Source organism: Streptomyces roseofulvus (genome assembly GCF_039534915.1).
GTDB classification, from domain to species: domain Bacteria; phylum Actinomycetota; class Actinomycetes; order Streptomycetales; family Streptomycetaceae; genus Streptomyces; species Streptomyces roseofulvus.
In genome coordinates, this window is the sequence record NZ_BAAAWE010000001.1 from 7,121,757 (window position 1) to 7,134,113 (window position 12,357).

At 75.0% G+C, this 12,357-nt stretch carries 12 protein-coding genes; 7 read left to right on the plus strand and 5 right to left on the minus strand.

Features of this window, described 5'->3' with window-relative positions; translation table 11 throughout:
* Window positions 1-94: 94 nt before the first annotated feature.
* Both ABFY03_RS32785 and ABFY03_RS32790 read right to left on the minus strand, forming a co-directional pair.
* Window positions 95-298, minus strand: coding sequence for a hypothetical protein (locus ABFY03_RS32785; RefSeq protein WP_319010623.1), 204 nt, complete (start codon window positions 296-298; stop codon window positions 95-97).
* Window positions 299-378: 80 nt separating this feature from the next.
* On the minus strand, window positions 379-1,647 hold the full coding sequence (locus ABFY03_RS32790) for an MFS transporter (RefSeq protein WP_319010607.1): 1,269 nt from the start codon (window positions 1,645-1,647) through the stop codon (window positions 379-381).
* Between the two features lie 156 nt (window positions 1,648-1,803).
* On the opposite strand from ABFY03_RS32790, the gene ABFY03_RS32795 reads away from it, so the two are divergent.
* The 3 genes from ABFY03_RS32795 (at window position 1,804) to ABFY03_RS32805 (ending at window position 4,485) form a co-directional block, all read left to right on the plus strand.
* The gene (locus tag ABFY03_RS32795; RefSeq protein WP_319010608.1) at window positions 1,804-2,850 is read left to right on the plus strand and encodes a LacI family DNA-binding transcriptional regulator; all 1,047 of its coding nucleotides are present in this window, start codon (window positions 1,804-1,806) and stop codon (window positions 2,848-2,850) included.
* A 17-nt stretch (window positions 2,851-2,867) separates the two neighbouring features.
* Window positions 2,868-3,137 carry a hypothetical protein gene (locus ABFY03_RS32800; RefSeq protein ID WP_319010609.1) on the plus strand — a complete coding sequence of 90 codons (270 nt, stop codon included), beginning with the start codon at window positions 2,868-2,870 and terminating at the stop codon, window positions 3,135-3,137.
* Window positions 3,138-3,297: 160 nt separating this feature from the next.
* The gene (locus ABFY03_RS32805) at window positions 3,298-4,485 is read left to right on the plus strand and encodes a thiolase family protein (RefSeq protein ID WP_319010610.1); all 1,188 of its coding nucleotides are present in this window, start codon (window positions 3,298-3,300) and stop codon (window positions 4,483-4,485) included.
* Window positions 4,486-4,558: 73 nt separating this feature from the next.
* Here ABFY03_RS32805 and trxA read toward each other — a convergent pair whose 3' ends face one another.
* The gene (trxA, locus tag ABFY03_RS32810) at window positions 4,559-4,930 is read right to left on the minus strand and encodes a thioredoxin (RefSeq protein ID WP_319010611.1); all 372 of its coding nucleotides are present in this window, start codon (window positions 4,928-4,930) and stop codon (window positions 4,559-4,561) included.
* A 111-nt stretch (window positions 4,931-5,041) separates the two neighbouring features.
* On the opposite strand from trxA, the gene ABFY03_RS32815 reads away from it, so the two are divergent.
* Together ABFY03_RS32815 and ABFY03_RS32820 are read left to right on the plus strand one after the other, a co-directional pair.
* Window positions 5,042-6,499, plus strand: coding sequence for a dihydrolipoyl dehydrogenase family protein (locus tag ABFY03_RS32815; RefSeq protein ID WP_346171557.1), 1,458 nt, complete (start codon window positions 5,042-5,044; stop codon window positions 6,497-6,499).
* 22 nt (window positions 6,500-6,521) lie between these two features.
* Entirely contained in the window at window positions 6,522-7,379 is an 858-nt protein-coding gene (locus ABFY03_RS32820) for a 3'-5' exonuclease family protein (protein WP_346171558.1), read from the plus strand.
* Between the two features lie 9 nt (window positions 7,380-7,388).
* Here the strand turns inward: ABFY03_RS32820 and ABFY03_RS32825 are convergent, their stop codons facing one another.
* Complete coding sequence (locus ABFY03_RS32825; protein ID WP_346171559.1) at window positions 7,389-7,946, minus strand: TetR/AcrR family transcriptional regulator; 558 nt, start codon at window positions 7,944-7,946, stop codon at window positions 7,389-7,391.
* Window positions 7,947-8,194: 248 nt separating this feature from the next.
* Between ABFY03_RS32825 and ABFY03_RS32830 the strand changes: the two genes are divergently transcribed.
* Both ABFY03_RS32830 and ABFY03_RS32835 read left to right on the plus strand, forming a co-directional pair.
* Window positions 8,195-9,664: a purine-cytosine permease family protein gene (locus ABFY03_RS32830; RefSeq protein ID WP_346171560.1), complete on the plus strand. Its 1,470-nt coding sequence runs from the start codon at window positions 8,195-8,197 to the stop codon at window positions 9,662-9,664.
* Window positions 9,665-9,709: 45 nt separating this feature from the next.
* Window positions 9,710-11,377, plus strand: a complete 1,668-nt coding sequence (locus tag ABFY03_RS32835) for an amidohydrolase (protein ID WP_346171561.1) — start codon at window positions 9,710-9,712, stop codon at window positions 11,375-11,377.
* Window positions 11,378-11,413: 36 nt separating this feature from the next.
* Here the strand turns inward: ABFY03_RS32835 and ABFY03_RS32840 are convergent, their stop codons facing one another.
* A complete protein-coding gene (locus ABFY03_RS32840) occupies window positions 11,414-12,301 on the minus strand; it encodes a F510_1955 family glycosylhydrolase (RefSeq protein ID WP_346171562.1) in 888 nt (295 codons plus the stop codon).
* Between the last annotated feature and the right edge of the window lie 56 nt (window positions 12,302-12,357).

Below are 12,357 nucleotides of genomic sequence, written 5' to 3' on the forward strand. Positions count from 1 at the left end.
GGGCAGGGTCCCCCTTCACCGGAGCCGTGCGGATCCGGTGAGGGGAGTGTGCGCCCGGGAGGCACACCGCTCAACCGTCTCGCCGTACGTCGTGTCAGACGTCGTACACGGCTGTGACGTAGACGGTGCGCGGAGGGAGGTGTTCCACGACGGTGACGAGGGTGCCGACCTCGATGCGCTGCTTCGGGGAGGCGGCGTACGCGAGGAAGTGCTCGGCTCCGCCGCGGATCCGGAGGATCACCTCGCCGACGAGCCCGGGGCCGATGGTCCCGGTCACCCGGCCGAGCAGTCCCACCATCGAGCTGTCCATCGACGCGTCCATGCCCGAACGGTACGTCAGAACCCGCCGGTCCGGATGTGGTCGGTCGCCCTCGTCGATCAGCGGACCGAGCGGATCGGCCGGACGGCGAGGGCCCCCAGGACCGACAGGACGGCCGCGACGAGGAACAGCGGCGTGTAGCCGCCGCCGATCGAGACCACCGCGGAGGCGACGAACGGCGCCACGATCTGCGGACCGGCGTTGGCGATGTTCAGGACGCCCATGTCACGGGCCGCGTCCTCCGCCTTCGGCAGGACCATCGTCACCAGGGCCGTGTCCACCGCCATGTAGCAGCCGAAACCGAGGCCGTTGACGATCGAGAAGGCGAGCATCGCCGTCCAGCTGGAGGAGACCGCCGGGATCAGCAGGGCGACGGCGGCCAGCGCCGCCGAGGCGCCCACGAAGAGCTTGCGGCGGTCGTACCGGTCGGACAGCCAGCCGCCGAGGACCGTGGAGACCACCATCGCCACGGAGTTGACCGGCATGAGGAGGGCGACGGCCTCCTCGGCCGAGAGTCCGGCCGGCAGTTCGGTGTGGTCCTTGAGGATGTACAGCTGGAATCCGGCCACCGCGAAGTAGCCCAGGACGAGCAGGGCGCGGCCGATGAACGCCCAGCGGAAGTCGTGGTCCCCGAGGGCGCTGCCGAAGGCGGCGATCTGCGCCCTGACCGGCATCGGCGCCCTGGCGGGCATCCGCTCCTCGCGGGCGAGCGAGGTGAACACGACCGAGGTGACGGCCACGACGGCGCCGAAGACCAGATAGCCCGTCCGGAAGTCGTCGGAGAAGGCCGCGCCGACCAGGGCGCCGACGGTGGAGCCGATCGGCAGGCCGAGGCCCACGGCCGCCGACGCCTTGCCCCGCCTGGCGAGCGGCACCCGGTCGGGCACCACCGAGGTGAGGGCCGCCTGGTAGACGTTCATCACGGCCTGCCCCAGGCACCACGCGATGGTGACCAGCAGGACGGTGTCCACGCTGCCGAGCAGCAGCATCACCGGCACGGTCAGCAGGCCGCCGGCCAGGATCCACGGGTTGCGGCGCCCCGAGCGGTCGGAGAGCGCGCCGGCGACCGGGTTGAAGACCGTGGCGAAGAGGGCGGATATGCCGGAGACGAGTCCGAAGTTCGCCACCTTCCCCGCCGGGTCGATGGCCTCGATCTGGAGCGCGAGCAGCAGTCCCGGGACGCCGATGTAGAGCGCGTACATCGCGCTGTTGCCGAGGAGGAGCAGCGGCAGCAGACCGCGCGTGGGGCGGGGAGCGGCGGGGGTGCCGGGGCCGGCGGCGGAGGCGGAGCCCGTACCGGCTCCGGTTCCGGGGGAGGAAAGGGCCACGTTGCCCTCCAGGGGAGAACGCCCGGTGAGGGGGCGGTAAGCGGATGATTCCGGGGGAGTGACACGTGTCAGTGACGCGTGTCAGCATTGTGTAGCACTCAGATCCGGCCATCCGCCAGACCCTGCGCCGGATTGTTCTGGAAAGATGCCGAAGCGATGAGTCAGTCGATCGAACAGCCTGCCGACGGCCCTGCGGGCCGCCCTCCCGTCCGTGCCGTGCCGACCAGCGCGGACGTGGCGCGCCTCGCCGGCGTCTCCCGGGCCACCGTCAGCTACGTCCTGAACAACACCTCGGCCGTCCGCATCAGCGAACCGACCCGCGAACGGGTCCGCGAGGCGGCCCGCGAACTGGGCTACGTCCCGCACGCGGCCGCCCGCACGCTGCGCGCCGGCCACAGCCGCATGGTGCTCCTGCCCACCGCGCACGTCCCCGTCGGCCCCCTCTACAGCCGCTTCCACAACGACCTCCAGTGGGCACTGCGCCGCCTCGACTACACCGTCGTCCAGTACGGCAGCGTCGGCCTCGCCCCCGAGGACGCGGCCCGCGCCTGGGCCGAGCTGCGCCCCGCCGCCGTCGTCTCGACGGGAGAGGTCGAGGTGACGCCCGAGGCCGTGGAGATCCTCAAGCGCTCCGGGGTCAAGGCGGTCATCACCGTCGGGACCCGGCCGTCGGACGGCACCCACTCCCTCGTCCTGGACCAGCCGCGCGTCGGCGCGGCCGCCGTCGAGCACCTGATCGCGACCGGCCGCCGCCGGATCGGCGTCGTCGTGCCGGAGGAGCCGGGCCTCGCGATGTTCTCCGGGCCGCGTCTGGAGGGCGCCCGCCGCGCCGCCGAGGCCGCCGGCGCCACCGTCGTGCCCCTCCCCCTCGCGTACACCGAGGAGTCCGCGGAGGAGCTCGCCGGGCGCTGGCCGGGCCTCGCCCTCGACGCCGTCTTCGCCTACAACGACGAGTACGCCATGCTCCTGATGCGCGCCCTCCAGGACGCCGGCACCACCGTGCCCGAGGAGACCGCCGTCGTCGGCGCCGACGACCTCCTCCTCGGCCGCCTGCTGCGCCCGCGCCTGAGCACCGTCCGCATCGACATGATGCTCGGCCGCGAGCTGGCCGAGCTCGTCGACAACGCAGTGAACGGCGTCGCCGGCAGCACGGACGCCCGCTCCCTCCTGGACTCGCGGGTCGTCCGGCGGGAGTCCAGCTGAGCGCTTAGCGTCGGGACATGAGCACTCACCCGAACCGTTACGAGATCCTCCTGGTGCCCGCCCACGTCCAGGACCGGGGCGGAGCGAGCGTCGCCGACAGCGCGGTCCGGTCCGCCGTGGTCGAGCGCACCGGCCGCCACGGGGAGTCCGGCTACCCGATCTACGAGGGCCACGGCATGGTCGCCGACATCGACCCGGAGACCGGCACGGTGGAGGCCCTCCTGGTGGACGGCCGCGAACTGGACTACGGCCTGGTGGCGCTGGTGAGGGACGCGGCGACGGGATGACGGGGGCGCCCCGCCCCGACCCCGGCCGCACGGCCGGGCGGGCCGGGAGGGGGCGCCGTTGACAGGGCGGACCGGCGGGCCCAGACTCTGCGCGCGCACCAGTGCGAGACTTCTTTCACCAGGCGAACAGAGCAGTTCCGCCGGTCACCCGGGAGATCCGATGAGTATCCGCGACGTGTACATCGTCGACGCCGTCCGCACCCCGATCGGGAAGTTCGGCGGCGGCCTCGCCTCCGTACGCCCGGACGACCTCGCCGCCCATGTCGTCAAGGCCCTCGTCGACCGCACCCCGGACCTGGACCCGGCCCGCGTCGACGACGTCTACTTCGGCGACGCCAACGGCGCCGGCGAGGACAACCGCGACGTGGCCCGCATGGCCGTCCTGCTCGCGGGGCTGCCGACCGGCGTCCCCGGCGTCACCGTCAACCGGCTCTGCGGCTCCGGCCTGGAGGCCGTCATCCAGGCCGCCCGCGCGATCGCCCTCGGCGACGCCTCCGTGGCCATCGCCGGCGGCGTCGAGTCCATGTCCCGCGCCCCCTGGGTCCTGCAGAAGCCCGAGCGCGCCTTCCCCGCCGGCCACCAGCAGCTCCACTCGACCACCCTCGGCTGGCGCATGACCAACCCCCGGATGCCCGCCGAGTGGACCGTCTCCCTGGGGGAGGGCGCCGAACTCGTCGCCGACCGGCACGGCATCGGCCGCGACCGCCAGGACGCCTTCGCCCTCGACAGCCACCGCAAGGCCGCCGAGGCGTGGGCCAAGGGCCTGTACGACGACGAGGTCGTCCCGTACCCCGGCGCGGAGCTCGACCGCGACGAGTGCGTCCGGGAGAACACCTCCCTGGAGGCGCTCGGCCGCCTCAAGCCGGCCTTCCGGACCGACGGCGGCACCGTCACCGCCGGCAACGCCTCCCCGCTCAACGACGGCGCCGCCGCCCTCCTCCTCGTCGACGAGGACGGCCTCCGCGCGACCGGCCGCGAGCCCCTCGCCCGCGTCCGCGCCTCCGCCGTCACCGGCATCGAGCCCCAGCTCTTCGGCCTCGGCCCGGTGGAGGCCGTCCGCCGTGCCCTGGCCAAGTCCGGCCGCTCCTTCGCCGACCTCACGACCTTCGAGCTCAACGAGGCGTTCGCCGCCCAGGCCCTCGGCTGCCTCGCCGAGTGGCCGGAACTCGACCCCGCCGTCGTCAACCCGCGCGGCGGCGCCATCGCCCTCGGCCACCCGCTCGGCGCCTCCGGCGCCCGCCTCGCCGGCTCCGTCGCCCACCAGCTCGCCGCCGCGGGCTCCGGCACGGGCCTCGCGGCCCTCTGCATCGGCGTCGGCCAGGGCCTGGCGCTGGTCCTGGAGCGCTGACCCGACCGCCGCGCACGGACGAGAGAGCCCCCGCCGGAGCGGGGGCTCTCTCACCGCGCGGGGCGCGTCCCGGTCACTCCGAGCGCTGCTGCTGCTCGGCGACCGACTTGCGGACCTCGTCCATGTCCAGCTGCCGGGCCTGGCCGATGACGTCCTCCAGCGCCGCCTCCGGCAGCGCGCCCGGCTGCGCGAAGATCGCCACCTTCTCCCGCACGATCATCAGCGTCGGGATCGAGCGGATCTCGAAGGCGGCCGCCAGCTCCTGCTGCGCCTCGGTGTCGACCTTGGCGAACACCAGGTCCGGGTGGCGCTCGGACGCCGCGTCGTAGACCGGACCGAACTGACGGCACGGACCGCACCACGACGCCCAGAAGTCGATCAGGACGAAGTCGTTGCCGCTCACGACCTCGTCGAAGTTGTCCTTGGTGAGCTCGATGGTGCTCATGCTGCCGCCTTTCCGTCTCCGGTGGTGTCCTTACGGTCCCCTGGGGACTCGCCCCGCACAACGGACCTTCGCGCCGTGCTATTCCGGCCGCCACCCACCAGACTGGTCCCCATGACGCGAACGGTGGAGAACGAGCACGAGTACGACGTGGTGGTCCTCGGGGCCGGACCGGTCGGTGAGAACGTGGTCGACCGGGTACGGGCCGCCGGTCTGACCGCCGCGATCGTGGAGGCCGAACTCCTCGGCGGCGAGTGCTCCTACTGGGCCTGCATGCCCAGCAAGGCCCTGCTCCGGCCGGTCCTGGCCCGCTCCGACGCCCGCAAGGTCCCCGGACTGCGCGAGGCGGTCTACGGGCCGCTGGACGCCCTGGACGTCTTCGCGCACCGGGACGAGACCGTCGGGCACTGGAAGGACGACGGACAGGTCGACTGGCTGGACTCGATCGGCGTCCCCGTCTACCGCGGGCACGGGCGCGTGCGGGGGCCGCGCCGGGTCGCCGTCGACGGCCCCGAGGGCGAGCACCACGTCCTGACCGCCCGGCACGCCGTCGCCGTCTGCACCGGCAGCCGCGCCGTCCTGCCCCCGCTGCCCGGGCTCACCGGCGCCCGCCCCTGGACCAGCCGCGAGGCGACCAGCGCCGACCGCGTGCCCGGGCGCCTGGTCGTGGTCGGCGGCGGCGTCGTCGGCGTCGAGATGGCCACCGCCTGGCACGCCCTCGGCTCCCACGTCACCCTGCTCGTCCGCGGCGACGGGCTGCTCCCGCGCATGGAACCCTTCGTCGGCGAGCGCGTCGCCGAGGCCCTGCGGGCCCGCGGCGCCGACGTGCGCACCGGCGTCTCGGTCGAGGCGGTCGTCCGCGACGGCGGCAGCGGCCCGGTCACCGTGGTCCTGGAGGGCGGCGAGACGGTCGAGGGCGACGAGGTCCTCTTCGCCACCGGCCGCGCCCCGCGCACCGACGACATCGGCCTGGAGACCGTCGGCCTGGAACCGGGCTCGTGGCTCGACGTCGACGACAGCCTCCGCGTCACCGGCACCGACTGGCTGTACGCGGTCGGGGACGTCAACCACCGCGCGCTCCTGACCCACCAGGGCAAGTACCAGGCGCGGATCGCGGGTGCCGCCATCGCCGCCCGCGCGAACGGCGGCGGATCCGAGGACGCCGTGCCCTGGGGCCCGCACGCGGCCACCGCCGACCACGCCGCCGTCCCCCAGGTGGTCTTCTGCGATCCCGAGGCCGCCGCCGTCGGCCTCAGCCTCGCCGAGGCCGAACGCGCCGGCCACCGGGTCCGCGCGGTCGACGTCGACATGCGCTCGGTCGCCGGCGCCGGCCTCTACGCCCACGGCTACCGCGGCGCGGCGCGGCTCGTCGTGGACCTCGACCGCGAGGTCCTCCTCGGCGCCACCTTCGTCGGCCCCGCCGTCGGCGAACTGGTCCACGCCGCCACCGTCGCGGTCACCGCCGAGGTGCCCGTCTCCCGCCTGTGGCACGCCGTCCCCTCGTACCCCACGCTCAGCGAGGTCTGGCTGCGGCTCCTGGAGGCGTACCGGGACGGCGCCGACCCGGCGTGAGCCCGAGCGCCGCATGAGCCCCGTGGACCCCGGGAGCCCCGAGGAGCGCGCCAACGCCTACGACGCCGTGTGCGCCCGCTGCGGCGGGCCGGTCGCGGCGGGCGTCGGCGTGCTCCGGCACGGCGTCCGCGGCTGGGACGTGTACCACCGCGCTCACGCGCCCGTGCCGGGCCCGCCGCCGGCCGGTGACCATCCGGGCTGGCACCGGCGGCGGTTGCTGTCCCTGGACATCGGATCCACCGGGAACAGGCCGTGGCGGGACCGGATCACGGCGGCGGCGGTGCGGGGGAGCGACGGGGTGGCACGGGACTGGGTACTGGATCTCGGGTCCCCCGCCCAGAAGACGTCTCCCGGATCCGACGTCCGGGATCCTCGTGCGGGATCCGATGTCCAAGCCGCCTCGCCTTCCCCACCCGCGCAAGCCCTCGACGAGCTCGCCACCCTCCTCGCCGACCACCTCGCGCGCCGCGAACTCCTCGTCGTCTGGTACGCGCCCCACGTCCTGACGACCCTCCACGCGGAACTCCTCCGCCACGGTCTCGCCCCGCTCGCCGACCGCCTCCCGGACGGCGTCGTCGCCCCGGTCTGCGACCCGCTGGTCCTCGACCGGCACGCCGACCGCTACCGGCCCGGCGGGCGGTCGCTGCCCGCCGTCGCCCAGTGGTACGGCGTCGCGCACGAGCGTCCGGGCGACCCGGCGTCCGACGCGCGGGCGGCGCTGGGGGTGGCGGTCGCGGTGGCCGCCGCGTACCCGGCGATCGCGCGGCTCTCCCGGCCGGCGCTCCACACCGAGCAGGTCCTCTGGTACGCGCAGCAGACGGAGCGTCACCCCGACGCACCGGCCTGGCCGTTCGAGGCCGACGCCCCCGTGGAGGGCTGAGCGCGGGCGTCAGGCGCGCGGGACGAGCAGGGCGACCGCGGCGCGGGCCGCCTCCACGGCGGGGCGGGGGTCGGGGGCGGCGTCCTGGCCGAGGACGACCCGGGTGCTCAGCCCGTCGAGGAGGGCGAGGAGTTCGGAGGCGCGGGCGGTCGCGTCGAGCGGGGCGAAGCGGCCACGGGCCGCGCCGGCGGCCAGCAGGGACTCCAGGTCGCGCTGCCAGTCGGCGTCCAGTTCCCGCTGGGCCTCGCGGAGTTCGGGGTTGCCGGGGGTCCTGGCCCAGAGCTCGATCCACAGTGTCCAGCGCGGGTCGCGCGGGCCGCGCGGCAGGTAGAGCCGGAGGAAGTCGTCGAGCTTCCGCTCGGCGGTCGTCCTCCGGGCGAGCAGGGTCCGGCGCTCCTCGGCGAGCGCGGCCTCGCTCCAGCGCAGCGCGGCGAGCAGCAGCCGGTCCTTGGAGCCGAAGTAGTACAGGATGTGGCCGCCGCTGGTGCCGAGCCGTTCGGCCAGCGCCGACATCGTGAGGGAGGCGAGGCCGTCCTCGGCGATCGCCGCCATGGCCTCCTCCAGCATCCGTTCCTGCGTGACGTGTCCGTCGCGCCGCCGCGCCGCCCCTGCCACCGTCGCCCTGCCCCGATCCGTCGTCCGGCCCGTCCTCGTACGCCCCCGACCCTAACCGGATCGCGGCCGGGGTCTTGACGTGGCCGGAACCCGTCACTCATCTTGAATGCCGTTCAAGAACTTAGAACGCCATTCAAGATCCGGCTCGACATCCGGGCCGCGAGAGATCCGCCGCGAGATATCCAGGCAGGGGTTCAGACATGCGAAGAGACGAGCGCGGAGTGCTCGACGACGAGACGACGGCCGGCACCGCCACGACGCCCGGCACCGCCACGACCGCCGGCACCGCCACGACCGGCGGCAGGGACGAGGTCTTCCAGGTCGAGGAACACGGCATCGACCCCATCCCCGACGCCGAGCGCCACGGCAGCGCCAAGGACGTCTTCTGGGTCTGGTTCGGCTCGAACCTCACCTTCACCTACGTCATCAACGGCGCCCTCGCCGTCGCCTTCGGCCTCTCCTTCTGGCAGGCCACCGCCGTCGTCGTGATCGGCGGGCTGTCCTTCCTCGCCATCGGCGCCGCCGGCCTCGGCGGCGTCCGCACCGGCACCGCCACCCTGGTGCTCTCCCGCGCCGCCTTCGGCCCCCGCGGCAACCGCCCCGCCGGCGCGCTCAACTGGGTCGTCAGCATCGGCTACACCATCGTCAACACGGTCGTCGGCACCCTCGCCCTCGAAGCGTTCCTGGCCGCCCTCGGCTGGTCCGGCGGAGCCGCGCCCCGCGCCCTGGCCCTCGCCGTCACCCTCGCCCTGACCTTCGCGATCTCCTACTGGGGCCACGCCACCGTCCAGTTCGCCGAGCGCTGGATGGCGTACGTCCTCGCCGCCGGCTTCGGCGTCCTCGTCGTCCTCCTGGTGCCCGGCGCCGACACCTCCGCCCCCGCGACCGGGCCCGGCGCCGCGGGCTGGAGCCTCGCCCTCGTGGTGATGCTCGCCGGCCCGTTCTCGTACCTCCCGATGCCCGCCGACTACACCCGCTACCTGCCCCGCGCCACCAGCCTGCGCGCGGTCACCGTCAGCGGCGCCCTCGGCGGGTTCCTCTCCTCGGTCGCCCTCGGCGTCGCCGGCGTCGCCGCCGCCACCCGGACCGACATGACCGACGCGGTCGCCGGTGCCGAGAGCCTGCTGCCCGGCTGGTTCCGGCCGGTCTTCCTCGCCCTCGTCCTCGGCGGCTCCGTCACCAACTCGGTCATCACGCTCTACTCCTCCGGCCTCAACCTCCAGGTCCTCGGCGTCCCCTGGAGTCGCGCCCGCGCCCTCGCCGTCAGCGCCGCCGTCACCGCCGCCGGCTCCCTCGGCGCCCTCTTCCTCACCGACTTCACCACCTCCCTCCTCTCCTTCCTCTCCCTCCTGATCATCGTCTTCGCCCCCTGGGGCGGCGTCTTCCTCGCCGACATGGTGCTGCGCCGCTGCCGGTACGACGCCGGCGCCCTCCACCGCACCGGTCCCGGCGGCGCCTACTGGTACCGCGCCGGCTGGCATCCGGCCGGCCTCGCCGCCCTGCTCGCCGGCGGCCTCTTCGCCGCCCTCACCTGCGACTCCGCGCTCTGGACCGGCCCGCTCGTCGCCCCGCTCGGCGGCGCCGACCTCACGCTGCTCGGCGCGCCCGTCGCCGCGCTCGTGTACGTCCTCCTGGCCCGCCGCACGGCCACCCCGCACCCGGCCGCCTGACCACCGGCACCGCCCCCTCCCCGTACGACAAGGAACGCACCCCGCATGAACGGCACCGCCCCCGCCCCCGCCCCCGCCGACCTGCTCCTCACCGGCGCCCGCATCCACACCGTCGACCCCGCGCTGCCGGAGGCGGAGGCGATGGCCGTACGGGACGGGCGGATCGTCTGGCTCGGCGCCGACGCCGACGCGGCCGCCTGGGCCGGCCCCCGCACCCGCGTCCTCGACGCCGCCGGCCGGCTCGTCCTGCCCGGCTTCGTCGACGCCCACAACCACGTCCGGCTCGGCTCCGACGACGCCTGCGTGCAGCTCGCCGGCGCCCGCACCCTCGACGAGATCCACGCGCGCGTGCGGGCCTGGCACACCGCCCACCCCGACGCCGTCTGGATCGAGGCCGAGGCGTTCGACTACTCCGCGATCCCCGGCGGCCGGATGCCGACCGCCGCCGACCTCGACCCCGCCACCGGCGGCACCCCCGCCCTCGTCCTCAGCTACGACGTCCACACCGCCTGGCTCAACACCGCCGCCCTGCGCGCCCTCGGCGTCGACCGCGACCACACCGACCTCCCCTTCGGCACCGCCGTCACCGACCCCGCCACCGGCGAACCCACCGGCTTCGTCAAGGACTTCGCCGTCAAGGGCCTCTCCCGCGACGGCCACCGCGCCCTGCGGGCCCTCGGTGTCCCCTGGGCCTCGCCCGACCGCCAGTACGGCCGCCTCGCCAAGAGCCTCGACGACGCGATCGGCTTCGGCATCACCACCGTCGTCGAACCCCAGAACTCCCTCGACGACCTCGCCCTCTTCACGCGCGCGCGTGAGGAGGGCCGGCTCCGCTCCCGGATCGTCGCCGCGCTCTTCCATCCGCGCGGCACCACCGACGCCGACCTCGACGCCTTCGAGGCGGCGGCACGGGAGCACGCCGACGACCGCTTCCGGGTCGGCCCGCTGAAGCTCTACATCGACGACGTCGTCGAACCCCGCACCGCCGCCCTCCTGGAGCCGTACGCGGGCTGCGCCCACCACCGGGGCGACACCTTCTACCCGCCCGAGGAGTTCGCCGCCCTGCTCGCCCGCCTCGACGCCCGCGGCTTCCAGTGCTTCGTGCACGCCACCGGCGACCGGGGCATCCGCACCGTCCTGGACGCCGTCGCGCACGCGCGCGTGGCCAACGGCCCGCGCGACGCCCGCCACCAGGTCGTCCACGTCGAGTGCCTCGACCCCGCCGACACCCCGCGCTTCGCCGCCCTCGGCGTGGTCGCCTGCATGCAGCCCCGGCACGCCGCCCCCGACATCGCCGGACCGGGCCAGGACTGGGCCGAGAACGTCGGCCCCGAGCGCTGGCACAAGGCGTGGCCGCTCCGCGACCTGCGGGACGCCGGCGCGGTGCTGGCCCTCTCCAGCGACTGGAACGTCGCCGAGATGGACCCCATGGTCGGCATTCACGCCGCCGTCACCCGCCGCCCGCTCGCGGGCGGCGAGCCCTGGACGGAGGAGCAGACCCTCACCGTCGCCGAGGCCGTGGAGGGCTACACGAGAGGCTCCGCCTATGCCAACTTCCTGGAGCACGAGCGGGGCTCGCTCACGGTCGGCAAGCTCGCCGACTTCGTGGTCCTCTCCCGGGACATCCTGCGGATCGCGCCGGAGGAGATCCCGGGCACGGTCGCGGAGACGGTCGTCGTCGGAGGCGAGGTGGTGGTGTCGGCCGCCGGGTGACCGGCCGGGCCGATGCCCCGGGGCAGGGGTGCGCGCTCAGTGGCCGCCGGAGCCGGACGTCACCTCCATGCGGCGGACGAACGAGCGGCCCGCGTCCCCGGACTCGTACACCCCCTCCTGCGTGGCCACGAGCAGGCGCCGCCCGTCGACGGCGGTCAGCGCCTGCGGCCGCCCGCCGGGCACGGTCCCGATCCGGGTCCAGGCGGCGCCGCCGTCCCCGGAACGGAAGAGGACCCCGTCCGGGGAGACCCCGTAGAGCGCGTCCGCCGCGCCCCAGGAGACGTACGCGAGGAGCTGCCCGCCGCCTGGCGTGAAGGTCCTGCCGCCGTCGGTGCTGCGGGCGACGCCGGACTCGGTGGTGGCGAGCACGGTGTCCGGCGCGGTCGGCGAGACGGCGATGTCGAGCGCGCGGAGCTCGGCGCGGTCCTCCCACGCCTTCCGGTCGCGGGTGACCCTGAGCCGGCCGTGGGTGCTGTCGTAGCCGTAGACCGGCCCGCCGGGCGCCGTGTCGAGGGCGTGGAAGTCGACCTCGCCGCCCAGGGACTGCTCCGTCCAGGTGCGGCCGGAGTCGGCCGAGGCGATCAGACCGAGGTCCGAGGGGCCGCCGCTGCCGGGCGCGGGGTGGCCGCTGGCGAGGAAGGTGCCGTCGGGGGCGACGGTGAAGCCCATGAAGTCGTCGCGGCGGTCGCCGACGAGGACGGGCGCGCCGCCGGGGCCGGGGGAGTGGATCCCCTCGTGCGTGGCGACGTACAGGGTGCCCTCGTGGAGGGCGAGCCCGTGGACGTGGGAGAGGGCGGAGGCCGGTTCCGCGCCCGCGGCACCGTCCCTGTCGTCCGGCGGCGTCCGCGAGCAGCCGGTCAGGGCGAGGGCGAGGGCGGCCGCGGCGGAGACGGCCGCGGTCCGGGGGAGACGCTGCGTGGTCATCGTTCTTTCCGACGGAGGGAGAAGGGGAGGAGAAGGCGGAGGGCGGCCGGGCGCGG

Bases quoted from the DNA above. Each gene is read 5' to 3' on its own strand.
- ABFY03_RS32840 (WP_346171562.1), bottom strand. From the start codon at position 12,301: ATGACCACGCAGCGTCTCCCCCGGACCGCGGCCGTCTCCGCCGCGGCC.
- ABFY03_RS32835 (WP_346171561.1), top strand. From the start codon at position 9,710: ATGAACGGCACCGCCCCCGCCCCCGCCCCCGCCGACCTGCTCCTCACC.
- trxA (WP_319010611.1), bottom strand. From the start codon at position 4,930: ATGAGCACCATCGAGCTCACCAAGGACAACTTCGACGAGGTCGTGAGC.
- ABFY03_RS32815 (WP_346171557.1), top strand. From the start codon at position 5,042: ATGACGCGAACGGTGGAGAACGAGCACGAGTACGACGTGGTGGTCCTC.
- ABFY03_RS32825 (WP_346171559.1), bottom strand. From the start codon at position 7,946: ATGCTGGAGGAGGCCATGGCGGCGATCGCCGAGGACGGCCTCGCCTCC.
- ABFY03_RS32805 (WP_319010610.1), top strand. From the start codon at position 3,298: ATGAGTATCCGCGACGTGTACATCGTCGACGCCGTCCGCACCCCGATC.
- ABFY03_RS32795 (WP_319010608.1), top strand. From the start codon at position 1,804: ATGAGTCAGTCGATCGAACAGCCTGCCGACGGCCCTGCGGGCCGCCCT.
- ABFY03_RS32785 (WP_319010623.1), bottom strand. From the start codon at position 298: ATGGTGGGACTGCTCGGCCGGGTGACCGGGACCATCGGCCCCGGGCTC.
- ABFY03_RS32830 (WP_346171560.1), top strand. From the start codon at position 8,195: ATGCGAAGAGACGAGCGCGGAGTGCTCGACGACGAGACGACGGCCGGC.
- ABFY03_RS32800 (WP_319010609.1), top strand. From the start codon at position 2,868: ATGAGCACTCACCCGAACCGTTACGAGATCCTCCTGGTGCCCGCCCAC.